Source organism: Marinobacter sp. EVN1 (assembly GCF_000475375.1).
Taxonomy (GTDB): Bacteria; Pseudomonadota; Gammaproteobacteria; order Pseudomonadales; family Oleiphilaceae; genus Marinobacter; species Marinobacter nauticus.
In genome coordinates this window covers 38,990-63,503 of record NZ_AXCB01000019.1, presented here as the reverse complement: position 1 = coordinate 63,503, position 24,514 = coordinate 38,990, and the positions used below count along the sequence as shown (strand labels likewise).

General features: G+C 56.9%; 21 protein-coding genes and 1 tRNA gene. 10 read left to right on the top strand and 12 right to left on the bottom strand.

Features of this window, described 5'->3' with window-relative positions:
* Window position 1 precedes the first annotated feature (1 nt).
* Window positions 2-667: a ribonuclease T gene (rnt, locus tag Q674_RS30220; protein ID WP_011785965.1), complete on the top strand. Its 666-nt coding sequence runs from the start codon at window positions 2-4 to the stop codon at window positions 665-667.
* Window positions 668-727: 60 nt separating this feature from the next.
* Here the strand turns inward: rnt and Q674_RS30215 are convergent, their stop codons facing one another.
* Window positions 728-2,713, bottom strand: coding sequence for an SDR family oxidoreductase (locus Q674_RS30215; protein WP_014421967.1), 1,986 nt, complete (start codon window positions 2,711-2,713; stop codon window positions 728-730).
* Between the two features lie 376 nt (window positions 2,714-3,089).
* Between Q674_RS30215 and Q674_RS30210 the strand changes: the two genes are divergently transcribed.
* On the top strand, window positions 3,090-3,389 hold the full coding sequence (locus Q674_RS30210; protein ID WP_011785967.1) for a hypothetical protein: 300 nt from the start codon (window positions 3,090-3,092) through the stop codon (window positions 3,387-3,389).
* Window positions 3,390-3,431: 42 nt separating this feature from the next.
* Window positions 3,432-6,275, top strand: a complete 2,844-nt coding sequence (locus Q674_RS30205; protein ID WP_023008810.1) for an insulinase family protein — start codon at window positions 3,432-3,434, stop codon at window positions 6,273-6,275.
* A 69-nt stretch (window positions 6,276-6,344) separates the two neighbouring features.
* Here the strand turns inward: Q674_RS30205 and Q674_RS30200 are convergent, their stop codons facing one another.
* Complete coding sequence (locus tag Q674_RS30200) at window positions 6,345-6,917, bottom strand: hypothetical protein (RefSeq protein ID WP_023008809.1); 573 nt, start codon at window positions 6,915-6,917, stop codon at window positions 6,345-6,347.
* 193 nt (window positions 6,918-7,110) lie between these two features.
* On the opposite strand from Q674_RS30200, the gene Q674_RS30195 reads away from it, so the two are divergent.
* A tRNA-Arg gene (locus Q674_RS30195) sits at window positions 7,111-7,187 on the top strand.
* Window positions 7,188-7,212: 25 nt separating this feature from the next.
* Here the strand turns inward: Q674_RS30195 and Q674_RS30190 are convergent.
* The 4 genes from Q674_RS30190 to Q674_RS30175 form a co-directional block, all read right to left on the bottom strand.
* Complete coding sequence (locus Q674_RS30190; protein ID WP_023008808.1) at window positions 7,213-8,448, bottom strand: permease; 1,236 nt, start codon at window positions 8,446-8,448, stop codon at window positions 7,213-7,215.
* A gap of 167 nt (window positions 8,449-8,615) precedes the next feature.
* Window positions 8,616-9,185, bottom strand: a complete 570-nt coding sequence (locus Q674_RS30185; protein WP_023008807.1) for a glutathione S-transferase family protein — start codon at window positions 9,183-9,185, stop codon at window positions 8,616-8,618.
* Window positions 9,186-9,206: 21 nt separating this feature from the next.
* A complete protein-coding gene (gene ald, locus Q674_RS30180) occupies window positions 9,207-10,325 on the bottom strand; it encodes an alanine dehydrogenase (protein ID WP_022992886.1) in 1,119 nt (372 codons plus the stop codon).
* A 68-nt stretch (window positions 10,326-10,393) separates the two neighbouring features.
* Complete coding sequence (locus tag Q674_RS30175; protein ID WP_051993045.1) at window positions 10,394-11,182, bottom strand: SDR family oxidoreductase; 789 nt, start codon at window positions 11,180-11,182, stop codon at window positions 10,394-10,396.
* Window positions 11,183-11,313: 131 nt separating this feature from the next.
* On the opposite strand from Q674_RS30175, the gene Q674_RS30170 reads away from it, so the two are divergent.
* Both Q674_RS30170 and Q674_RS30165 read left to right on the top strand, forming a co-directional pair.
* Window positions 11,314-11,988, top strand: a complete 675-nt coding sequence (locus tag Q674_RS30170) for a spermidine synthase (protein WP_022992884.1) — start codon at window positions 11,314-11,316, stop codon at window positions 11,986-11,988.
* A gap of 144 nt (window positions 11,989-12,132) precedes the next feature.
* Window positions 12,133-12,666 (top strand): hypothetical protein, encoded by a 534-nt coding sequence (locus Q674_RS30165; RefSeq protein ID WP_011785974.1) that lies wholly within the window; start codon window positions 12,133-12,135, stop codon window positions 12,664-12,666.
* On the opposite strand, the gene Q674_RS30160 is transcribed toward Q674_RS30165, so the two are convergent.
* On the bottom strand, window positions 12,659-13,702 hold the full coding sequence (locus tag Q674_RS30160; protein WP_023008806.1) for a hypothetical protein: 1,044 nt from the start codon (window positions 13,700-13,702) through the stop codon (window positions 12,659-12,661). The two genes, Q674_RS30165 and Q674_RS30160, sit on opposite strands and share 8 nt — an antisense overlap.
* A 161-nt stretch (window positions 13,703-13,863) precedes the next feature.
* Between Q674_RS30160 and Q674_RS30155 the strand changes: the two genes are divergently transcribed.
* Window positions 13,864-15,708: a sensor domain-containing diguanylate cyclase gene (locus Q674_RS30155; RefSeq protein WP_023008805.1), complete on the top strand. Its 1,845-nt coding sequence runs from the start codon at window positions 13,864-13,866 to the stop codon at window positions 15,706-15,708.
* 7 nt (window positions 15,709-15,715) lie between these two features.
* Here the strand turns inward: Q674_RS30155 and Q674_RS30150 are convergent, their stop codons facing one another.
* From Q674_RS30150 to Q674_RS30135, 4 genes are read right to left on the bottom strand one after another with little or no spacing between them, the layout of a single operon-like run.
* Window positions 15,716-16,339, bottom strand: coding sequence for a condensin complex protein MksE (locus tag Q674_RS30150; protein WP_023008804.1), 624 nt, complete (start codon window positions 16,337-16,339; stop codon window positions 15,716-15,718).
* Entirely contained in the window at window positions 16,332-17,759 is a 1,428-nt protein-coding gene (locus tag Q674_RS30145) for a hypothetical protein (protein WP_023008803.1), read from the bottom strand. The genes Q674_RS30150 and Q674_RS30145 overlap by 8 nt, the downstream gene beginning before the upstream one ends.
* Window positions 17,752-20,694 (bottom strand): hypothetical protein, encoded by a 2,943-nt coding sequence (locus Q674_RS30140; protein WP_023008802.1) that lies wholly within the window; start codon window positions 20,692-20,694, stop codon window positions 17,752-17,754. Before Q674_RS30140 ends, Q674_RS30145 begins: the two co-directional genes overlap by 8 nt.
* Window positions 20,687-21,469, bottom strand: coding sequence for a Wadjet anti-phage system protein JetD domain-containing protein (locus Q674_RS30135; protein ID WP_023008801.1), 783 nt, complete (start codon window positions 21,467-21,469; stop codon window positions 20,687-20,689). The genes Q674_RS30140 and Q674_RS30135 overlap by 8 nt, the downstream gene beginning before the upstream one ends.
* A 71-nt stretch (window positions 21,470-21,540) precedes the next feature.
* On the opposite strand from Q674_RS30135, the gene Q674_RS30130 reads away from it, so the two are divergent.
* From Q674_RS30130 to Q674_RS30120, 3 genes are read left to right on the top strand one after another with little or no spacing between them, the layout of a single operon-like run.
* Complete coding sequence (locus tag Q674_RS30130; RefSeq protein ID WP_022992877.1) at window positions 21,541-21,801, top strand: DUF4160 domain-containing protein; 261 nt, start codon at window positions 21,541-21,543, stop codon at window positions 21,799-21,801.
* Window positions 21,802-21,806: 5 nt separating this feature from the next.
* Window positions 21,807-22,064: a DUF2442 domain-containing protein gene (locus Q674_RS30125; RefSeq protein WP_014421980.1), complete on the top strand. Its 258-nt coding sequence runs from the start codon at window positions 21,807-21,809 to the stop codon at window positions 22,062-22,064.
* Window positions 22,055-22,702 carry an MBL fold metallo-hydrolase gene (locus Q674_RS30120; protein WP_014421981.1) on the top strand — a complete coding sequence of 216 codons (648 nt, stop codon included), beginning with the start codon at window positions 22,055-22,057 and terminating at the stop codon, window positions 22,700-22,702. Before Q674_RS30125 ends, Q674_RS30120 begins: the two co-directional genes overlap by 10 nt.
* A 22-nt stretch (window positions 22,703-22,724) precedes the next feature.
* Here Q674_RS30120 and Q674_RS30115 read toward each other — a convergent pair whose 3' ends face one another.
* On the bottom strand, window positions 22,725-24,341 hold the full coding sequence (locus Q674_RS30115; protein WP_023008800.1) for a methyl-accepting chemotaxis protein: 1,617 nt from the start codon (window positions 24,339-24,341) through the stop codon (window positions 22,725-22,727).
* Window positions 24,342-24,514 lie beyond the last annotated feature (173 nt).

Here is a 24,514-nt window from a genome sequence, read left to right as displayed (position 1 = left end):
AGTGTCAGACGAAAACAAACAGCCCCACCCCATGTCCCAGCGCTTTCGCGGCTTTCTGCCGGTGGTGGTCGACGTGGAAACCGCCGGCTTCAACCCGGAACGTGATGCTCTGCTGGAAATCGCTGCCGTAATGCTGACCATGGATGAGGATGGCTGGCTGCGCCGGGGCGAAACCCACGTGCAGCAGATCGACCCGTTCGAAGGCGCCAATCTGGAGCAGTCGGCCCTGGATTTCACCGGTATCGATCCCTGGAATCCGGAACGGGAGGCGGTACCGGAACGGGAAGGCCTGAGCGAGATTTTTTCTCCCATCCGCAAGGCGGTAAAAGAACACGACTGCAAGCGAGCGGTCCTGGTGGGCCACAATGCCACGTTTGACCATAACTTTGTCTTCGCGGCGGCGCTGCGGGCCGATATCAAGCGCAACCCGTTCCACCCATTCTCGACGTTTGACACCGCAACCCTGGCGGGCCTCGCCTACGGCCACACCGTACTGGCACAGGCCTGTAAACTGGCGGGCATTCCGTTCAGCAACAAGGAAGCCCACTCGGCCGCCTACGACGCGGAAAAGACAGCAGACCTGTTCTGCGGCATCGTCAATCGCTGGCGTGAACTGGGCGGGTTTCCGCCGCCGCCAATCGAAATTGCAGAAGAACCCCAGGAATGAAATCTCCAACCTGAAACGAAAAAACCCGCCGAGGCGGGTTTTTTTGGCTTATAACGACGATTACCAGTATATCCCCCGCATAATCGCCGCAAAGGCTACCTGCTCGGTAGAGACTTTCGGCTTTTCGCCGGACTTGCTGCCAGCGGCTGCTGGAGAATCCGGGAACATCCGGTAGCCAGTGTTCATAATGATCTCACCCATCTTCGGTGCCAGCGCATGCAGAACCTGCGCGAACACGCCAAGACGGGTGGCAATGCGCTTGGGCCGGTACACAATCGCATCCGCCACCATCTGCGCGGCTTCATCCGGTGTCAGCGTCGGCACGGAATCGTAGATCTTGGTGGGCGCGATCATCGGCGTTTTCACCAGCGGCATGTTGATGGTGGTGAAGGTCACGTTGCGATCCGACCATTCCGCAGCGGCACAGCGGCTGAACGCGTCCAGTGCGGATTTCGAGGCGACATAGGCCGAGAAACGCGGAGCGTTGGTAAGTACCCCGATGGAAGAAATATTCACCACGTGCCCGCGGCGACGCTCCAGCATGGCTGGCGCAAAGCCCATGATCAGCCGAACGGAGCCAAAGTAGTTCAGCTGCATGGTCCGCTCAAAATCGTGGAACCGGTCAAAAGACAACGCCAGCGAGCGGCGGATGGAGCGACCCGCGTTATTCACCAGTACATCCACGTGGCCGTGATTGTCGAGCACGGTCTTCACAAAGCGGTCGCAGTCGTCCATGTCCGAAAAGTCGCACTGGTACGCATGCACGTTGCCACCCTTGGCCTCCAGACTGGCCGCCACTTCATCCAGAGTTTCCTTGGTGCGCGCACCAATGACCAGAATGGCACCGGCCTCTGCCAGTTTCTCTGCCGTTGCCAGGCCAATACCCGAAGTTGCGCCGGTGACCACGCAAACCTTACCTTCAACCGTGCCCTTGAGGGTGCGGTCCTTGAACAGATCCGGGTCAAGATTGCGCTCCCAGTAGTCCCAGATCACCGGGGCATAGGACGGCAGACGCGGCACCTCAATGTCTGTGCCCTTCAGAACCCGCTCCAGCTCCCGGGTATCAAAACGGGTCGGGTAATTAATGAAGGACATCACCGAGGGCGGAATGCCCATGTCATCCAGAAGCGCACCAGTAATGCGCTTGACCGGAGGCAGATTCTTGATGCTCTGGCGAATAAACGGCGGAATAAAACCGAACATCCGGGAATCGATGCGCATACCCATGCGGGGGGCATGGCCGGCCTCGCAGAAAATATTGAGGATCTCACCCACCTTATACGGATCGGAGTCCACCAGATGGAAACAGTTGCCATCTTCGCCTTCCAGATGGGCAATGTGATCCAGTGCATCTACCACGAAATCCACCGGCACAATGTTCAGCCGGCCACCTTCAATACCGATGGTGGGTACCCACTGGGGCAACGCATGACGGATCTTCTGAATCATCTTGAAGAAGTAATAAGGCCCGTCAACCTTGTCCATTTCGCCGGTTTCCGAATGGCCAATGACCATGCCAGGGCGGTAGATGCGGAACGGAACCTTGCACTCTTCACGCACAACTTTTTCGGATTCGTGTTTGGTGCGCAGGTAAGGATGATCAAGCTTCTCGGCTTCTTCGAACATATCCTCCCGGAAGATACCCTTGAACAGACCCGCTGCCGCGATGGATGACACGTGATGGAAATGCTTGGCACCCATGGCTTCTGCAGCCTGAACAGCCGCCCTGGTGCCTTCGATATTGGTGGCGGCCTGGGCTTCTTCGTCTGCGCCCATGTCGTAGACCGCGGCAAGATGGAATACGTGGTCGATATTTCCTTTCAGTGATTTCAGCGTTTTCGCGTCAATACCAAGGTTTTTGCTGGTGAGGTCGCCGATCACAGCCTTCACTTGCTTGTCGTCTGCACCCCAGCGCTCCCGGAGCCGCTCCAGCTTGTCCTGGGACTGCTCGCGAACCAGAACATACACGGTGCCGCCGCGCGCCAAGAGTTTCTCAACCAGAAAACGACCGATAAAACCGGTGCCGCCTGTCAGGAAATAATTCATAGGTACTCCATTCTGCCTGTTGTGTTTTTTGTCTTTAACCGACACAGATACGACTAAAGTCGTAGCTGATTCCATCGGTCGGCAATTCTACTTAATTGCAACCCTCATGTATCGAACTTTTTTAGAGTTTTTACTCTGTAACCCATTGTTTTTGTTAGAGTCATTACTCTAAAAGCAGCCAACTCCACCTCACTCCCTGTCCGGTTTATCGACACAATGTGATTGAGATTAGCACAAGAAACCGCGACCACCGCATTGGGTCATTTAATTACGACCAGGCAATGCAAGAGGTTCTTACCAATGACATAATCGGGAACTTCCAGCGCCATCCGGCGTCACTAACCGAGCCAGACATCAAGGTTTAAAAGAAACTGCCATGCCGAAAAACAATCCGAACACCGAACGCTATATTGCCATCGCCCGTGCCTGCCTGAAGGCCATCAACGACACCGCCGCCGACAGTGGTTCCCGGGAAGACAAGATCCAGGCCGTATACCAGGCAATCGACAAGGCGTTTCAGGCCGAGTTTGCCGATTATCGACAGTCCGTTGCGATCATGGCGACGGTGCTGGAGCGGATCGCCTCTGGTGAACTCGACGCTGACCAGGCGGCCAAACTCGCGCGCCAAACCATAGAACAGAAGCCTGACAGCGCCAAAAACAACCAGATGCACTGATCCCTTTTCCGACCTGAACGCCATTCCGGAACCCGAGGCCCCATGACTTCGAAACATCCGTTACCTGTTCGATCTCGCTACGCACTGCTGCAGATGCTGTTGCTGATTGTCACCGTGTTACTGGCACCGCTGGCGGCAGCCAGTGTGTCACCCACCCAGAGTCCCAACGATCCGAACCAGTACCGGTTCATCGAACTCGACAATGGCTTACGGGTGATCCTCGCTTCGGACCCGGAAACCGACAAAGCCGCCGCCTCCATGAACGTTGCCGTGGGCAGCGGTAACGACCCGAAAGAGCGGGCAGGCCTGGCGCACTTTCTCGAGCACATGCTGTTTTTGGGCACCGAGAAGTACCCGGAGGCAGGCGAATACCAGCAGTTTATTCGCAGCCACGGCGGCAGTCATAACGCATTTACGGCGTTTGAAGACACCAACTATTTCTTTGATGTCGAAGCCGAGTTTCTGGAGCCGGCGCTGGATCGGTTCGCCCAGCAGTTTTCTCATCCGCTGTTCACGCCGGAACTGGTGGATCGTGAGCGCAATGCCGTCCACTCCGAGTACAGTTCCAAGCTTAAAGATGACGGCCGGCGCCTGCTTTCTGTCAGGAAGGCGGCGGGCAATCAGAAGCATGCCTTCAGCCAGTTTGCGGTCGGCAACCTGGAGACCCTGGAAAATACCGAAGGCAACCCGCTTCGGCCTGACCTGATTCGTTTCTGGGAAGAAAACTATTCGGCGAACATCATGACCCTGGCAGTCTACGGCCCACAGCCGCTGGATGAGCTGGAACGCATGGTGCAGGAGCGCTTTGGCGCCATCGCCAACCGTAACCTTGAACCCAAGGTTCACCCTCACCCGCTGTACGACACCTCCCGGTTGCCAGAGAAAGTGACAGCCGAGACGCTGAAAGACAATCGCAGCATGACGCTGTCTTTCCCGATCCCCTCTCAGCAGCGTTACTATAAAAGCAAACCCGCAGCCTACGTTGCCAACCTGCTGGGCCACGAAGGCCCCGGCAGCCTGTTTGACGTTCTGAAACGCGCAGGCATGGTAGAAAGCCTTTCCGCAGGCACAGGGATGGACACCGGCGAACACGCCACTCTCGACATCAGCATGTCGCTCACCCGGGAAGGCCTGGAACACCAGGATGAGATCATTGCCCTCACCTTTGAATATATAGATCGTATTCGTGACAACGGCATCAGCCAGCAACGCTTCAACGAGATGCGACAGCTGGCCATGATTGATTTCCGTTTCCGGGAACGCGCTGAAGCGCAAAGCGAGGCCATGCGACTGTCCAGACTCCTCAAGGACTATCCGCCTGAAGATGTTCTAAGCGCCCCCTGGCTGCTTGAGCGGTATGCCCCAGAGCAATACAGGGCGATCCTCAATCAGCTGAAACCAGCCAACCTTAAAGTCTGGATTGCTGCGCCCAACCTGGACGCGAGCGAGCCGAACCTCACGCGGTGGTATCAGACGCCCTGGGTCAGGACACCCCTGAACCTCGATAATCCGGCAGCTCCCAGCCTGGCTGAACAGCTTGCCCTGCCCGAATCCAACCCCTTTGTTCCAGAAGATCTCGAACTGGTGGGGGGGGATAGCATGGCTCACCCGGAGAAAATTGCCGAACTGGACGGACTGGATATCTGGTACGCCCGGGATACCCGTTTCGCCACTCCGAAAGCCAATCTGTTTGTCAGCCTGAGAACGCCGGCAGCACGGGAATCCGCCCGGAGTTCAGTGCTCACACAACTGCTGGTGGACGCCATTAACACCAACCTCAACGCCTGGGCCTATTCTGCCCGGCTGGCCGGGCTGGACTACAGCGTCTACCCCCATCTTCGTGGTGTTACCATCCGTGTCGGCGGCTACAGCGACAAGCTGCACAAGCTGGCTAACCAGATACTGCTGGAGTTCGCCAATCCCGCCCTTACCGAACAGCGATTCAGGATCGCGCGACAGAACCTGATGGATGCTCTGGAAAACAAGAGCAAAGAACGGCCGGTGCAGCAGACCTCGGAATTTGTCCAAACCGCCTTGCTGGAAGGCACGTTTCCCGTGGAGGAACGCCTGGCCGCTGCGCGCGACGTCACACTGAATGAGCTGAGGGGGTTTGCCGGCAGCTTCCTCGCCCGCACTGATCCCGTCATGCTCGCCCATGGCAACCTGACACAGGCCAGTGCCCTGAATATGGCCAGACAGGTACAGGCTCTGGTGCTGAACGATCACCAGCGTACCAACGTGGATCGGGCGCGAATTCGCCAGCTGCCTCCGAGCCAGACCGCCGCGCATCTGGCGGTTGAGCACCCCGATACCGGTTACACCTTATACCTGCAGGGCAACAACACTTCCTACGCGGAGCGAGCCCGGTATCGGTTGCTGGCACAAATCATCAGTAGCCCGTTCTATGAGGAAATCCGGACCACGCGCCAGCTCGGATACATCGTCTACGCGACCGCGTTCGAGATTCTGGAAACGCCGGCGCTCGGGCTGGTTGTGCAATCCCCATCCGCTGATGCATCTGCCATCGACTCGGCCGTCAAGGAATTCAGCCAAACCTTTGCGCAACAACTGGCGGAGATGGATGACACCCGGCTTAAGCGGGAAAAACAGGCGGTGATCAGCCAACTGCTGGAGCGTGACCGGCAACTGAGCGAAGTCTCCAGCCGATACTGGCGGGAGATCGACCGGGAAAATGCCGAGTTTAACAGCCGACAAGCCCTGGCCGACGCTATTCGGAACGTATCGCTGGAGGAACTGAAAGAGACCTTCGAACAGGCCATGCTTGAACGACAACGGGCTCTGCTGGTCACCACCGGAGGCGATGCCGTGAATGATGAGGCGATCCTTCAGACCCTGCGGGACCTGGGCCCTGTACCGAAGGATTGACGAGAGATACTACGAACCTGCCCGGCGATCATTCGCCTGCCGGGCAGGTTGTCGGGTCAACGAAGCCGGTTACAGATCCACCGCAAACTGATTGAAATACACCACAGACCCAGTGCCGGTCCCCACATTCAGAATGCTGAATGCCACCTTGCCCTTCTCTTGAATAAAAGCAAACTTGTCGCTTTCATTCTTTACTTCGTAGTTCTCGGTGTCGTTTTTCTTCTCGTTATACACAGACAAGGCTCCATCCTGGCTGCCATGACGAATCTGGGCCATGGAGACAATAATCTGGGGAATATCCTTTGCCTTGTTGAACGTCAGAATCCAGATGCCCGAGTCGTTGGTGGGCAACATCACCTGCACAAAGCCTTTCTCGGCGCCATCCTGGTATTTAGAGCTGGCCAGGTCGTTCATGCCAACCCAGTAGGAGTACCAGTTGCCTTCCAGAGCAACGTCAATGGTGTCAAATACCTTGACCTTCACACTGTTGTCGGGATCACTGACACCCAGCTGTTTCACAACGGTAGTCAGCAGGGATTTCGTGCCCTCGCCGTAGGAGTCAAAGCCACCAAAACTCTGAGCCAGACTGGTCTGGGAGAAAGACACTACCAGCAACAGCGCAAGCAACTTGTAGAACTTCATGCAGATTTCCTTTTTATCCGGTACTTGATCCGACGGCTCCGCGCCATCCCCTGCCTGAAAACAGGCCGAGCCTATGATAGTCAGCGACTACCCACGTGATCTACCCGGAAACGGCAAGACAGTGTGAACAAATGAAAAATGACGGCCTTGAGCCCGCTGCCTCAGGCCGTTATCATACCGCCTCCTTTACGATGCCCCCGTAGCTCATCTGGATAGAGCGTCCCCCTCCTAAGGGGAAGGTAGCAGGTTCGAGTCCTGCCGGGGGTACCATAAAGGCCGCCACCAAATGGCCCCGTCAGAACAGGGGCACCACAACCCCGCCTGCGAGCCATAGCAGCGCAACCACTACCAGAACGCTCAGCACCTTATCTGTCAGCGAAGATCCGCCATGATCGTGATCATGATGGTGGTGGTCATGTGAATGCTGCTTCTGCCCTTGTCGCCAGAACCATAGCAGTATCGCTGTGGCGGTCAGAAACAGGATGTTCAAGACAGCCTGGTAATTCCACTTGAAGAACTCCCGCTCTCCCATTGAGGTCTGGCCACTGAAGTCCGGCAACATGCCCAGCAGGGCCAGGCTGTAGTGCATCAGCAATGACACAGTCACAATGCCGACCAGCATCAGTGCGAGGATGTACAGAGCCATCTTCCAGCCATAATAGGAGGCGTTGATTCTAAGCACTGGCAGCACAACCAGATCGGAAAAGATGAAGGCCATGACGCCCGCAAAACTCACTCCCTGAGCAAACAACACGGCCGCAAGAGGAATATTCCCCATGGAACCGATGAAGGTGAAAAAGGCTGCAATTGGTCCAACCAGTGTCTGCGATAGTACGGCGAGGAAGCCAGGGTTGGCCGCGTTCTCGCCACCGGCGCCGATAAAGAGAGCTTCAAAGAAACTCTGAGGCACCATGGCGGAGATGATACCGGCTACGGTGAAGCCAATAAGGACATCTTTCCAGACCATTTGCCACTCCATCACATAGGTCTGGGCGATCGCCTGCCATCCTTCCTTACTGGTTATTTTTTCCTTCCAGCTTTTGTCAGAGCTGCCGTCGTCCCCGTCGCCGTCATCCATCTTTCGGCGAGCCTGTGCTTCAAGCCGGCGCGGCCGGGTAAGTCGGATCAGCAGCCAGGTTACAAGAATCAGGAGTACACCACCCACATACTCGCCAACCACAAATTGCCAACCCAGAAAAACCGCGATCACGATACCGAGCTCAATCACCAGATTTGTGGAGGCCAGCATAAACGCCAGAGACGGCGCCAGACCGGCGCCCTTATTGAAGATTGCACGGGTGGTGGCGAGTGCGGAGAAGCTGCAAGAACTGGAAATGAAACCAAAAAACGTGCCGAGCGCGATACTGCGCGGTCCATCCTCCCCCATGGCCTGCTGCATCTTCCTGCGGGTAACCAGAACCTGAATCAGACTGCTTATGACGTAACCCAGAATAAATGCCCAAAGCGCCATCCAGAAAAAGCCCAGGCTCGTGGTTGCCGCTTCATTCCATAGCGATAGAAAGTTACTCAAAGCGTTCCTCCTTATCTGCCGAAGCATGCGAAGAGTCACCACCTACCCTAGCGCATAATACGACCAGTTGCTGAAACGCTTACTTGATGCCCGAGCCCCTCGCCTATGCAGAATGGCTTTGACGGAGGGGCGAAAAACACAGATTAAGTGCCGGGCGTGGAGGAACCTTATTTGCGCGGATCGGTTACCGAAACCCACGAGTTGTCTGCGTGAGCATCCCGGAAAGCCAACAGGCTATCGACCCCGGAAAAATCCACCAGGTCACGGAAATCCAGCCAGTCCACCAGACAATAGAGACAGATGGCAGGATAGTTCCACTGCTTAAACTGCCCCGCTTCCACCATGGCAGACAGAGTTCGCAGCGTTGCCATGATACGTTCGCGCTGAAGGTTGTAGAACATCGCATCCTGGCTGGTATCGATTCCGGACCGCTCAGAAAGCAGCATGGTTACCGCAGAATCATTGGCGCCATCAATCAGCGTTAACTGGTTCTCCTGGTCCCAGGTGAGAGCGTCAAGCCCAAGCTTCTGACCAAGATATCGGGCAATAACCCGTGAGTCATAGAGTTCCTGATCGCCATCAATCAGTACCGGGATTTTCAGGGTGGGATTAGTACGCCGCAGCTCATCACGGTCTTCCCCATAAATATCGAGATTGATGAACTCGTATGGTTCATCGCTCAGCAGGAGCCGAATGCGGCGTACATAAGGCGACGTGATAGATCCAATCAGTTTCATGATACCTCCAGGGAGCCAGGGTCAGGACCCCAGCAAGGATTCGGGGTCTGTATAGGGGTGCCCGGTAGCGTCTGCGACTTCCCGATAGGTGACTTTCCCCGCAGCGACATTGAGACCGGCCTTCAGGTGCGGGTCTTCCTTCATTGCCCGGTCAGCCCCCTTGTTGGCCAGCGCAACAACATAAGGCAAGGTCACGTTGTTCAAGGCCAGCGTGGATGTGCGCGCGACGGCGCCGGGCATGTTGGCAACACAGTAATGCACAACGCCATCAACAATGAAGGTGGGATCATCGTGCGTGGTTGCCCGTGAGGTTTCAGCACAACCTCCCTGATCAATGGCCACATCAACAATCACGCTGCCCTCGGGCATCCGGCGAATCATATCCCGGGTAATGAGTTTCGGAGCCGATGCACCCGGAATAAGCACGCTGCCAATAACCAGATCGGATTCAGTGACCGCCTGGTCAAGCGTCTGAGTAGTTGAAAATAAGGTGGTCAGACGATTCCCATACCGATGGTCGAGTTCCCTGAGCACGTCCATGTTACGATCCAGCACTGTCACCTGGGCTCCCATACCGATGGCCATGGCAATGGCATTCTGACCAACCACGCCCCCGCCAACCACCGTTACTCGCGCCGGTGGGACACCGGGCACACCTCCCAATAACACGCCACGACCTCCCATGGCCTTTTCCAGGCAGTGAGCCCCCGCCTGAATGGCCATTCGTCCGGCCACTTCCGACATGGGTGCCAACAAGGGCAAATGGCCGGTACGGTCAGTCACGGTTTCGTACGCGATACACGTGGCCCCAGAGCGCACCAGATCGTCAGTCTGGGGTTTGTCCGGCGCCAGATGCAGATAGGTGAAAAGGGTGTGCTCCGGCTTCAGCATCGCCCGCTCTTCAGACTGGGGCTCCTTGACCTTCACGATAAGCTCGGCCAGCTCGAAAACTTCCCTGGGGCTTTCCACAATGTGTGCCCCTGCCTGCCGATAATCCTCATCGGAAAAGCCGATGGCGACACCTGCACCAGTTTCGACCAAAACCTTGTGTTTATGGCCACACAATTCATGAACCGCCGCTGGCGTCAAACCAACCCGATATTCGCGGTTCTTGATCTCCTTCGGTACACCAATCTTCATGCGCTACCTCCTTACGGCCGGCCCAAATGGACCTCTGTTGCAGTGTAGTCAAGGCTATCGGTCAGCACTCACTCCTGATAAATCATCTTGCGCGTCATGCCTCCGTCCACCACAAAATTCTGCCCGGTGACGAAGCCAGCCTCGGAGGAAATCAGGTAAGCCACCAGTGTAGCGATGTCTTCGGGCCTGCCAACGCGGCCGGCCGGATGCTGCTGGTGATCCGCTTCTGACAGAGGCTCGACAGCCTGCTCGCTTCCCTGCCAGTCACGGGTATCTATCCAGCCCGGGCTGATACAGTTCACCCGTATTTCTGGTCCCAGGCTAATGGCCAACGCATGGGTCAGTGCCACAAGGCCGCCCTTGGTGGCGGCGTAGGCTTCAGTATCCGGCTCTGATTGAAGGGCCCGTGTGGAGGCCATATTCACAATCACGCCCCTCGCCTTCCGGAGATGCGGTATCGCATGTTTGCTCACCAGAAACGGCCCGGTCAGATTGACATCCATTCGACGCTGCCACTGTTCAAGGCCCAGTTGTTCTATCGGGCCGGTATGAGGGTCCGCAATGCCAGCGTTGTTAATAACGGCATTCAGGCCACCACCCCAGTGCACCGTTTGGGAAATGATATTCTCAACATCCGCTTCGCTGGCAACGTCGCCTGCCAGAAACACGACTTCACCCTCTGCGTTGGCAACCAACTGTTCACCTACGGCTTGGTCAGTATCACAGAATGCCACTTTCCAGCCCGCCGCCGCCAGGTGCAGCACTATGCCTCGGCCAATTCCCTTCGCGCCTCCTGTCACCAGGACTACCTTTTGCACTCGTTCCAAGTCTGCCTCCAACGGTTTCGGTTCCGTCATTACTATTCGGCGGGCTTTGCGCCGGACGGATTGATTGCTGCAGTTTAGCAGCAACTGATTGATACGGTTTTCGCCGAAGGCTGTATCAACAGGTTAGAATGTCCGCCTGCCCACACTACCGGAAACCAACCATGGCTCGCTTTAACGAAATTGGCACCGCAACCATCCCCGGCAACGGCACCTGCTTGCGACTGCTGCAACGTAATGACGAGTTTTCCATCAAGATTGCCGGCGCCCCGGGTGAACTGATGAACAGCCGCTTACATGGTTCGGAGGATGCACTCGCCACCCTCGCCTGTGAACGCCTGAGCCATCTGCCCGCGCCACGGATCCTGATTGGCGGGCTGGGTATGGGCTTTACCCTGGCGGCAGCGCTTTCGGCTACAGGCGATCAGGCTCAGGTGACGGTGGCAGAGCTGGTTCCCGAGGTAGAAACCTGGAATCGCGGACCATTGGGCGCAGCCGCCAGCTACCCTCTGGACGATCCCCGGGCCGCCGTTCACATTGGCGATGTGGCAGAACTTTTGCGGCAGGGCGATGGCAACTGGGACGCCATCTTGCTGGATGTGGATAACGGTCCGGAAGGTCTTACCCGTAAAGAAAACAACTGGATCTACTCTCCAGAAGGCATCGCCGCCGCCCAGAAATCCCTGAGCAACGACGGCATTCTCGCCTACTGGTCGGCCGGTCCGGAACAGGCCTTTACCGAACGCTTGCGGCGCGCTGGCTTTTCGGTGGAACCCGTTGTTGTGAGAGCCCTTCGTCCGGGTAAAGGCGCCCGTCACACAATCTGGCTGGCCTGGTAATTTGGGGGATGGCGGGCGATTCCCGATCGGTTTGTTGCCATACGGTCATTCGAAATACAGGTTCAGGTGTACTAGGGTTACTGATGAAGCCGCTATGTTTTGACGAGGATCTGGTCCTCGGCGAAACACTCAGGAGGTCTTTCCATGAAACCCTCAGTGAGTATTACCGGCGAACAGGAAGCCCATAAAGTAGCCGCAATATTCGAGACAGAAACCGATGCCAACGGCGTTGCAAGGGTGCTGTCGCAGGAAACCAGTCTGGATCACGAGCAAGTCATTGTTGTAAGCCCCCAGGACCAACACCCGGGTGAAGAGCTGGAGCCAGAGAATCAGGGCATATGGCAAACGCTGGTGCGTTCGCATCTCTGGCTCGGTATCGGCGGTGCAGTCGCAGGCTTTATTGTGTTCCTGATACTGAGCGCTATCGGCGTGGGGTTTATTGCCCAGAATGGCGTGGTTGCCGCAGCCGTTCTTGCGGCGCTCGGCCTGATACTTGGCCTGTTGGTGGCTGGAGGCGTTACGCTCCGGCCGGACCACACACCCTATGTTGCCAAAGCGCAGTCGGCTCTAAAGGAGGGCAAGTATGTACTGACCGTGCATGCCTCCAGTTCTGAGCAACTCAAGGAGGCCACGACGGTTCTGAAAAACCGGAACGTCCGGTTAGTGCGCACTATCTGAGCCTCCGCCCCCGGAGCCACGTTATTGGTAGCAACCAGAGCACGGTGGCCAGTAGCCAGCGCGTAAGCAACAGCAGTGGCAGCAGTACCAGGAACCATCCTGGTATCTGCACCATCCAGGCCGGCACGCCCAGTACCCGGGCAGCGCCGGCGAATACGTCGTTCAGTAAGGCGGGGTGTTTGACAACGACATAGACCAGAGCCACCGCAGCGGGCCACTTTGCGTTGCTAACCATGACCGAAGCCATTCGCCCGGCCCGCGCGAGGCGGGAAGAATAGGCCGCGGAACGGGCGGTGACACTCGAGGCTCTTGCAGTACCTGCTGCCGCCCGACCGGCTTTCAGGAATTTCACCGCACTGCCAATAATCAGCGCGTCTACGGCGGCCCAGCCGACATCTTCCATGCGGATCGGCTGACCGGTACGGTACCGGGATTCCAGGGTCCGGATGCCACTGGTGAAGAACTGCGTAATGCCCTCTGTAATCCGCTCCGTCCAGATCCACTCTATGTTATTGCCATCGGCCCCCACCACGAACTGGCCCGTGAAATCCTGCCCTTCTTTATTGGCGAAGTTGACGGCATACCAGGCACGCTGTTCCGGCGTCAGGACTTTACCGGTGCCGGCAACCCGGTTCATCATCTCAATCGAGCCAACCGGATTCTGATAAAAATGCATCACAGGAGGCATCAGATACTCGCCATGGGCTCGCAGGGCCTGCCGAAATTCCGGTTCTTCACCAAACAGATCCATTACAAACCTGGTCCACTCGGGGTATACCTGCAACGCGGCCTGAGCTTTCAGCAACAGCAGGCGGTCGTCCCGGTAATCCAGCAGGAGCGCCTGCAGAGCCAAGGCTTCGCCCAGCAGCGGTGATTCCGTACCGAATTCATTCTGGGCATGCAGGCGCACAAGCCGTTCTTCAACCGGTTGCGGTTGCAAGCGTACTGACACCAGAACGGCCACCACCAACGTGAAAAGCGCCAGCCACAATAGTCGCCGTCTGGGCCGGGACTGGAACAGTGCGGGCTCTGTCATTCAGTACTCCTGCTATAAAAACCTCAGTCTACATGGAAAATCTCAAACATGAAGGCTGACACATGTCAACATCGGTTACAGAAAACAACTCTAGGTGGGTATACCCGTTGCAAAAAACGGATACCATGTCCTTATAACCTCGCTTTCGTCCAACGGCACCTATGGATATCTTCGAGCAGAAACGCCGCATTATCACCACTGCCATCGTTGCAGTTGTTCTCACTGGAATCAGTATTGCCGTGGTGGTCTCCACCCCCCTGATCAATCAGATCCATACCCAGGCCGCAGACACTGCGAGCCTGGTGGCCGATGCCAAGGCCGAGAGCGTTCGGGCGGTATTCGATCAGCATCAGGATCTGGCGCGACAAACCGCCAGTCGCTCTGAGCTCGCGCGGGTTATGGTCGAATACAACAGGGGAAACCTGGCACTCGCTGACTTGCGGACCTTTTCTCGCCCCAGGCTTGACGATGCCGCAAAAAACATCGACAACCTTGCCGCCATCGTCCGGTTTGATGCCAGTGGCGCCGAAGTTGTGCGCGTCGGGCCTCTGGACGATCAACTTCCCGCTGACCTGCCTATGCCATCCGGGCTTGATATCCAGTCCTACCCGGTAGGGGTAAATAACGAAGCGAGGCCGTTACTGCACGTCATCGCTGCGATACGCGTGGATGAACAGATCGTAGGCTATGATCTTCTGCTGTTCGAACTCTCCTCACTGATTCCCATCTTTCGCGTGGATGCGGACTCCAGTCTGTGCCTGCTTGATGTCGAGAGAACGCGGCGACTGATCTGGACCGAGCGCAGTCATCAGTTTCAATTGACAACACCCAATGGTTGCCTGGCCGAACAGGAAGGTATCGATTACAAACCAGACCTCGACTTTTTCCGGGCTTCGCTTCCAGACGGCACCCGTGTGCTGGCATTCATAAGACTAGTGGAAGGATATGGCTGGGAAATCCATATGAATGCCAGGACTTCCAGTGTGTTCGGTAAAGTGATCGAAGACATTGTTATCAGTGTTGTGCTGATACTCATGCTCTCCGCCCTTGCCGGCACAATGGTCTGGCGTTCACTGATGCCGATTGTGCATGCACTGGTCAACCAGGCCTCCCAGATTGCCCGGTCTACCGATGAGCTTCGGCTGGCCCAGCAGGTCTTTAACCACACCCACGAAGCCATCGTGATTTGTGACACCGGTTTACAGGTTATTCGTGCTAACCCGGCCTTCAACGAGATTACCGGCGCAACAACGAAGACACTTCGCAATACAAACCTGATGGCATTTATCGACAGTGACAGATGCAAGGAGATAGACCGGGAAGAAATCCACCGGCATCTTGTCGCGGAAAATGCCTGGCAAGGCGAGGTCTGGCTGACCGGGCCCGATAATGATCCGTTCCCCAACCTGCTGACGGTTTCGCCGGTACGCAATGCCCAGGGACAAATCCAGCAACTGATCCTGACCTTCAGCGATATTACCGCACGGGTACAGGCAGAAAAGCAGATGTTCCGGCTGGCACATTTCGACAAACTCACTGGCCTGCCAAATCGCACGGCCCTGGAAACCCACCTGGAACAAGCCATCGAGCAGGCACGGCGCCAGCATCATCACTTCGCCCTGATGTTCCTGGATCTGGACAAATTCAAACCGGTAAACGACACCATGGGCCACCAAGCTGGCGATGAGCTGCTACGGAATGTCGCGAGAAGGCTCAAGCACAGTATTCGGGCCAATGATGTGGTGGGGCGCCGGGGTGGGGATGAGTTCGTGATCATAACCGGGCCATTGACCAACGATGCCGATGCCCAACCCATTGCTCGCAAAATGATCCAGGTGCTGAATGAGCCGTTTCACATTCAGGGCCAGACTGTGCACATTGGTGCCTCGGTGGGAATCGCCTTGTACCCGGACAACGGCCAGACCGCTGAGCTTCTACTGGCCACCGCCGACAAGGCCATGTATTCCGTGAAAACCAGCGGTAGGAACAACCTGGCGTTTGCCTGACCGGCAACTAACTCTGCTCATACTCCTGTACCAACTGGTGCAGGAAATAGCTGCCGGCGGAACTGAGGAAATAGCGCCCCGCCCCGGAGCGAAACAGCAGGTTCCGTTTTTCCAGGTAATCCAGCGCTTCGCTCAACCCTTTCTCGAAACGGGCGGCCCGAAGGATGTCCTGATACTCCTCATCCGCCCCCAGATTTGCCAGATCCTGCTCGTTTAAACCGGCTTCAGGGCGCCCCAGATAATCCAGATCTCTGCCGCTTCGGGCAAAGTAACGGCCGATCAGAAGCAATACCACCTGCACCCGGAAAGCGTTTTCATCGTGCTCTTCGCTTTCGTCGTCACTGCTCTCTTTCAGGAAGAAAAAGGCGCCGGTTTCATTGAACACCAGGTCGCTACCCAGATGCTCATAGAAAGTACGGAAGTGAGACAGGTGGTTATACAGCAGGTTGTAGAGCGGGTTGGCACGAAGTTCCGAGCGGTTGTTGTCCCACACATCCCGGACAATCACCCGGCCAGCCTGGAACTCCCGGTAGATGGCGGCACTGTGAGCCGGCAGGATCTGCTCGAAGCTGGTCGCGCCCTGCTCGTTCAGGGTGCTCTCTGTATCCCGGGTTTCCACGAAATCAGGCATGGTCTGGCTCTTGTTCTGTATCAGTCGTATTGGTTTCAAGGCGTCGTTTGCGGTACACAAACTGTTCACAGTCCGGCGCCTGTTCCAGGGTGCGGAAACGGTTAGTGGTTGTCACCTGCATACCCTCCGGCGGCGAATTGACCAGCCGGTTCAGGGCTGCCAGCAGGTCCGCAAAACGGTAGCCCGGGATGAAGCCATCCAGCCGGCCGTGAAGCTCCCGCACCAGATCCGCCGTGGGCCGCAATTCCAGGGTTTCCAGCCATTGATACAATTGGTTGATGCGCTGAAGGTCTACCCGGCTTTCGCGGCCGCTTCCGGCCACTTCCTGCAGTACCGGCACTTCGTATTGGCGGCGCAGATCGCTCAGGCGCAGCTCCAGTTCGCTGAACAACAGCTGGTAGTAGCTCGACGACTGGCCAAAGGCATAATGCTTGGGCCGCTGCTGTGCCCGCAGGCCCACCAGGAAGCCGGTGCTGCGGGCAAAATCGCCGCCTTCGAGCCATTTTCGGCGCAGGCTGAGGGTCTCGGTGTCGTCTTTGAGCGCACGCAGCTTGCCGTAGAAATGCTCCATGGCGTTGTACTGGGCCATACCCCGGCGGGTTTTGCGCAGGAAGTGTTCGACCTCCTGGGCCACCGCCTGAATGGGCTTGTACAGGGCGTTCAGGCTGATAGAGGAACGGAACAGCTGATCCGCCAGGCTGTGGTCATCGTGGCACTCCAGCAGGCGCACCATGGCTTCCAGGGTTTCGAACAGATTGCTGCCGTCAGGCAGCCGGGTGTCCGGGTTCAGGAACACCAGCGTGGGTTTGATATGGCGTTCATAAAGGGTCACGATCTGCTCAAACAGATTCTGGCGGAACTCCAGGTACTTCTCCGGCGCCCGGCTGGCATCACCGGACAGGTCCGCCAGCTGGGCACTGATGGTCTGCATGCGCAACACGTTCTGGCGCAACAGGCCGATCAGTTGGCTGACCCGCTCGTTCAGATCGTCCCGCAGCTCGGTGTAATCCGGATCAGCATCACTGAAACTGCTGGTTTCCAGGCGGTTGCGCACATCCCGAAGAGTCACCAGATGGCCGCGCAGGCGGGCGTCAGTAAGCTCCTGGTAGAGCGAGGCGTTACAGGCCCGCATCAGATTGATCAGTGCGTCCTGAAATACCAGCCGGCGTTCGCCGTCGGCCTTGATGATGTCGATGATCAGCCCACTGCGAAACAGATTGTCGGTGTTCAGGGCCAGCCGCACCCGCTCCCGATCGGCCTTGCCCAGGCCTCGGGTGTAATCCATCACCTCGGCCACCAGGTCGCTTTCCCGGATGAACCGGGCTTCATTGCGGTCCATGCGCTCGATCATCCGGAACAGGATTTTCGGGTGCTCAAACAGCAGCCGGGTGGTGTCCAGGGTGCTGAAGCGTTTACTCATCCACCGGCTCCAGCAAGCTGTTCTGGGTCTGGTCTGCCCAGTGGCTCAGCGGTTCACCACCAGTAAAACCTTCCGCGCCGCCCCAGAACACCAGAGTGCGTTCCTTGCTGTAGGGCCGCGCGGTGCGCATCTGCCCCACTTCCAGGTGCCGGCCAATCAGGTAGATCACTTCTGCGCTGGCGCTGTGGGTAGCGGCAGAGAACAGGTTGAATCCCTGCTTGCGCAGCCGTTCCAGCAACGACGGCATCTGGCTGATATCCACGCTGGCAAGTTCGTCGAGCACCATGGGGAATGACAGCTGCACGCCAGGGTACAGCACCCGCTTGAGCAGGCGGTAAACCAGCTCCAGGTTGATCAGCGCGGTAGTAGAGGTGGATTGGCCTTTCTTGTCCAGATTGGCGGCGTTCTCCTTGCGGGTGCGGTAGGAAATGCCGGTGATTACCTTGTCCATGGTGAGGCGCTTGCTGCCGCCCTGCTCCCCGAAAAAGTCCGCTACAAACACCCTAAGGCGGTCGTAGAAAGCATCGGACTGAAGCTTATTGCCATACGGATCAATGTTGTTGGCTTCTTCCACCAAGTTACGGAATTTCGGATCGGTGTGAATATCCACCCGGATTTCCACCAGATCGTTGATGCGAACGCCGTCCAGCTCCCGATTGAGCTGGGCCTCAAAGCGGGCGATGTGTTCATGATTGGATTTCAGGGCCTGACGATAACTGGCCACAGTTTCGTTATGGATACCAACCTGCTGCTCCAGTACACTCCAGCGCTCGGCCATGCCGGCGAACAGATCTGAAAGGCTCTTGAAGGTGCTTCGGATAACAGATGATGCCGGGCTGTCTTTCTGCAATTCGCCTTCGGTGTCTTCATGGATACCCAGGTACACAAACTGGCGAAGGTGGTCGAGAATGTTGCGGCGCCGCTCTTCCAGATCATCCAGTTGGCTTTGCAGGTTGTCGAAGGCGGCCGCCGATACGCGATCAATGTTCAGCGGCTGCTCCGCTTCCACCGCTCTCAGGTGCGGGAAGCGGTGTTCCACAGTGCCGACACTTTTACTCAGGGCCGCCAGCTCGCGCTCCCGCTCTTCGATGCGATCTTTCTCCGCTTTTGCTTTCGTGGCTTTCGCCTGAACCGCGTCCTGTTTTTCCTGCTCCAGTCCGGCCTGCTCGTCGAGCTTGGCAAGCTGTTCTTCCGCCGCCTGTTTCTCCTCGGTGGCATCCCGCAGGGTGGTGGCCGCCGCCGGGTAGCGCTGGAGCGTTTCCAGATCTTTCTCGATAGACCGGATTTCTTTCTCCGTGCGCTCGATCAACTGAGGTCGGTCGTGTTCCTGGTTGGCGGTGTCGGCCAGCTCTGAGCGTTCTTTCTCCAGACCATGAAGTTCACCTTCAATATAATGGCGTTGCTCGGCAAAATTGGTGTGCCGGGCAGGCTGGCTCTGGTATTCAGTATCAAACCAGTCAAAGCCGCGATCGTTGGGGGCAAACAGGCGAGCGAAGGCTTCAATGGTGGCTTTGCTATCGGCATCCAGATCCTGTCCGGGGCTTGCCATCATCAGCCGGGGATCAACCGCCCGCAAAGGCGCGGCGGTCGTTTCGTCCAGCTGGTTCTGCAACTGCCACTGCTGCTTGCTTTCCCGGTCTTTCAGGGTTTCCAGCTTGCGCTCCAGATCCTGCTTTTTGCGCTGAATCTGCTCAAGTCGGATTTCCGCGTGGGCGGCGCTTTTCAGGGCAGCAAGATGGCCTTTCTTGCTTTCCAGCTCCTCTGTCTGGATCTCTGCAATTTCCTGCAGGGTCATGTCGCCATACTGCGAGATCAGCAGCTCACCGTCTTTCTGGCTCTGTTCGGCCTGCTTGATACGCCGATCGGCGGAGCGAATCTCGCCCTTCTGGCCGCTGGCCTCCTGCTCCAGTTTTTTCAGGGTTTGCAGCACGTGGCGCAGGGTGTCGTTCTGTTCGTTGAAAGCCTCAAGCGCCGCCCCGCGTTTGGCAGCAATATCGGCCAAGGCGTTGGTCACCCCGTCCCGGAAGGCGGCAAACTCGTGCTGGCTGCGCAGCAGGGTCTGGTAGGCCTGGTAGTCCCGGTTCAGCTTCTCAAACCGGTGTCGCTCTTTCTCGATACGGTTGAGCTGGCTTTGCTGCTGCTTGAGCTGATCGTGGCGATTGAGGAAATCATCGATGTTGAAGTCAAAGGCATCGTCAGCAAACTTCTTGTCCGCTTCGATAATGCTGGCCACGGCGTTGGCCATGGCCTGATCGTCCGCCTTCATCTCGAACAGCAGCAGGATCAGGGTGCGCAGTGATTGCACCCGGCGTTCGTCCGATTCGCCCAGGGGCAGCACGGAGTAACGCACCGCGTCGGCGTTCATCAACTCACTGCTGTAGAGCATGGTTTTCAGTTTGGCCGGGTCGTTGACCAGCCTGGTCTCTTTCGAGAGCTTTTTCAGCGCCTCCGACAGCCGGGTGAATGAGAGCTCCGGCACCGCCTGGCCAATGCCATCTTCATCGTCGCCGTTCCAGAACAAAGGTCGCAACTGGTCGTAACTGACCGGTACAAAGGCCCGGCCGTAGCTAAGCTGGCTTGCGTTGTCGCGATACAGGATCTGGCAATGGCTGCCCGCCGGGTTTTCCGCTTCCATAATCAGGAAGCTGAACTGGCTGGGGAAGTAGTGCTGGAAGCTTTCTTCGTTGGTGTAGAAGCTGCCGGCGCTGGCGTTGCGGAAGGCAAATTTCTTGCGGCTGTTCTTGAAGTTATTCTCTGGCAACAGGAACAGGCGCAGGGAGTTCAGCAAGCTGGATTTACCCAGGTTGCCCGGCCCCAGAATCAGGCCGTGGTTGTCTACCGGAATTTCCACGTAACAGAAGCCGGCGGAGTCCACCAGCACCAGGCGGCGAATGCCGAAGGTGAACGTGCTCGCGCTCGCCTGTGAATCACTCATCCAGAATCATCTCCTGTTCCATGAATTTGCCGGTGGCCCGGAAGGCCTGCGCCAGCGACACAAACTCCAGATCTTCCGCCAGCGACAGGGCTTTTGTAAACCTTTCGGTGGAGTCCGGGGTTTTGCGGAAACGGCTCAGCCAAGGTTGCCAGTCAGCCGGCTGCAGATAGCAGGCCTTGTCGCCCAGTGCCGATCGCACCGATGAAAACATCTGCAGGCCGCCGGCATCGTAATCAAAGGCGCAGAGCACCTCATCGTAACCGGTCAGCCAGTTCAAATCCGCAGTACCGGTAATCCGATTGCCGCCACCGAGCACGACATCGCTGTTTGTGAGATCAACTGTCTGGCCCAGGCAGTCACCGGCAAAGGCCAGCATCTGTCGGTAGTAATAAAAATTTCGCTCATTCTCCACCACCAGCACCCGGGGCGCTGGCCGAAAACCGATATCCACCGAATCTCCGGTAATCACCACCGAATCCGGCCGGTTGCCTGTCAGGGCGTGATGATATACCAGCAGAAAACTCACATCGGTGCCGTGGCGGTGGGAATCGCCCTTCTTCGCCGCATCTACTCTGCTAACGGGTGAAGCGGCCTGTCGATGTAACTCCGCAAACGCAGCTTCATCAAGAATGGTTACCTGCCAGCGATTGGCGCCAACCTTCTCCGTTGCGAACAGCTCCCGATGCCGCCGACGCTGGGAATCCGGCAGCTTCTTCAGAAAGGCCTCGTAGTTAATCGCCTGGCCCTGAAGGATTTTCTGGAGGTAGTTCTTCAATAGCTCACCTGTCCGCAGATTGTTATTATCGGTCTACCAAAATATGACACCTTATGAGCCACGGAGGGCCCATGCCAACCATCAGTGAATTCTTCGGCATTCTGATACGGATGTATTACGATGACCATAATCCTCCCCATTTTCACGCTTATTATGGGGAACACGAGGCCATCATTCTGATCGAAACGCTGGAGATTGTTGAGGGCAAACTGCCCAAAAGAGCCAAAGCGATGGTTATCGAATGGGCCTTTGAACACCGGCAGGACCTTATCGCAGACTGGCGCCTTGCCGAGCTGCACCAGCCACTGAAGAAGATAGAGCCATTGGAATGAACAGCATGCCCAGAGTCACCCATGTGGAAGCCAAGGCCGATTACGTACTGGCCGTCACCTTCGATGATGGTACTCACGGCGAGATCAGCCTTGCAGATCGTTTGTTTGGCCCGATGTTCGAGCCCCTGAAAGACCCGGCATTCTTTGCTCAAGCAAAAGTTGATGAGTTCGGAGCCATCTGCTGGCCCAACGAAGCAGACATTGCCCCGGATGCTCTCTACCGCAAAATCAAATCTGAACAAACTGGAACAGTATGTCGCTGAAGTACAAGATCGTACCCGTCACACCCTTTGAACAAAACTGCACCCTGCTCTGGTGTACCGAAACCCACAAAGCAGCGGTGGTCGACCCTGGCGGGGACCTGGATCGCATTCTGGCGGCAGCCGAGGACGAAGGCGTGATTCTGGAAAAGATCCTTCTCACCCACGCCCACATAGATCACGCCGGCGGCACGGCGGAGCTAGCCAAATCAGCGGGGCTGCCCATTGAAGGCCCGCACAAGGACGACAACTTCTGGATTCAGGGCCTGGCCATGCAGGCACAGATGTTCGGGTTTCCGGCGCCGGAGGTGTTCACGCCCAATCGATGGCTGGAAGACGGGGATACAGTGACCGTTGGCAATGAAACCCTGGAAGTACTGCACACGCCGGGCCACACCCCTGGCCATGTGGTGTTTTTCCATCGAGGCTCAAAACTGGCCCAGGTGGGTGACGTGCTGTTCAATGGTTCCATTGGCCGCACGGATTTCCCGAAAGGCGATTACAACACCCTGATTCACTCTATCCGGGAAAAGCTGTTCCCGCTCGGGGATGACGTTAGCTTTATCTGTGGCCACGGCCCCATGTCTACGTTTGGCCAGGAACGCGCCACCAATCCGTTTGTGTCTGATCACCGGGGCTGAGTGCCCCGGTATATCGCCCATTTCAGCTCTGGGACAGGCGGAACTGCTCGATGGTTTTGCGCAGGGTTTCCGCCATGGCCAGCAGATCCCCTGCAATTCGCGCGGTCTCCTGGGCATCGCTGGAGGTCTGCTCGGCAGAGCGGCTGATTTCAATCACGTTCTGATTGATGGAGTCCGACACTTCGCTCTGCTCGTTAGCCGCACTTTCCATTTCCTCATTCAGGCCCGTGATCTCACGCACCGCTGCAGCAATGGTTTGCAGCTCGGTTTCCACTTTCAGAATTGAGTCCACCTGATGCTGAGCAAGTTCCGAGGCATGGCGCATGGTACCGACACAATCCACCACCTCTTTCTTCAGTCCTTCAATGGTTTGGCGAATTTCCTCAGTCGACGTTTGCGTGCGCGAGGCAAGTGCCCGGACTTCGTCTGCAACCACGGCAAATCCCCGGCCCTGCTCACCAGCTCTGGCCGCTTCAATCGCCGCGTTCAGGGCCAACAGGTTAGTCTGGTCGGCAATCTCGGAAATCAGCTCCAGCCGTGAGGCCATCTCCGTTGTCCGCTGATCCAACTGCTCAATGCGCTGCGCACCGTTCTGGACTTCCGCATTCAGAGATTCAATACCCTGAACCGCATTTCTAGCCAGATGCTCTCCGGTTTCTGCCGATTTGGTGGTATCGGCCGATTTCCGTGCGGTAGTCACCGCGTTCTCTCGAACCTGCACCGCGGAAGCGGCCATCTCGGTGGTGGCACTGGCCACCTGGTCGGTATTGTCTTTCTGGGCCAGCACTTCCTGCTCGGTGGTCTCTGCCTTACCGGCAATGGTGCGGGCCGCCGCTTCAACCTGTTCTGCGTTGTCCATCACCGTATGCATGCTGGCGCGGATCTTGGCGACCATCCGATTGAACGCACGAGAGACCGAACCAATCTCATCGTTTCGGGTTACCTCCAGCTCTATGGAGAGATCCGAATTGCGGGAGATTTCATCCATTCGGTCGTGTAGCCGACGTAAGCGGGAAAACACCAGGCGCCCCAACACTACAGTAGTCAGTATGAAAATAACCACAAAGATCAGAATCTGGATACCGCCACTCACCATCAACTGCTGCTGCAGGCGCGCGTCGCTCTCCGCCAAAGAATAGTCGACCCGAATAGCGCCAAGCACGTCCCCTTCCTGGGCCTGGTGACAGCCGAGGCAGTTCACGCCCTGATAGTTTTCGCTGGCAATAACCGGCTCGATCAACGTGTAGACACGACCCGCGTCGTTCTCCGAATAGTGCTCTACCCGTTCACCATCCAGCGCTTTCATGTCCAGCGGCTCACGGCGTTGTTCGGCAGCATTCCCAGCACCGTACATGGCATTCAGCTGATCGCTGCGGATCACCCGAACATCCAGTACGTCCTCGGGAGCCATCACCTTCTCGCGCAGAACATCACGGTTATTAATGGTGCCCGTCACCATCATGGTGTTCAGGCCATCGAAAAAGGACTTTGCCAGACCATCCACGTATTTGTGACTGTACTCTTCGAGGTGGGCTCGCTGGGACTGCGCGCTGTAAACAACCGTAAACACGAGAATGACGGTGAAAGCCGCAGCCAGTGCTGCCAATAACAGGAAACGGATTGAGTATTGTTTTTTCATGTGACCCCGACAACGGAAGATGATCTGGACATCCAAGAGTAATGACGGCGAATTGGCGCATAACTTTATAGATATGCATCAATTTTTTTATGACGCAGATCATCCGGACGCGCCCGCTATGTCATTCCTTGCAATGTTTTACATTCGTCCCGGCACACTCAAACCAGAAGGCA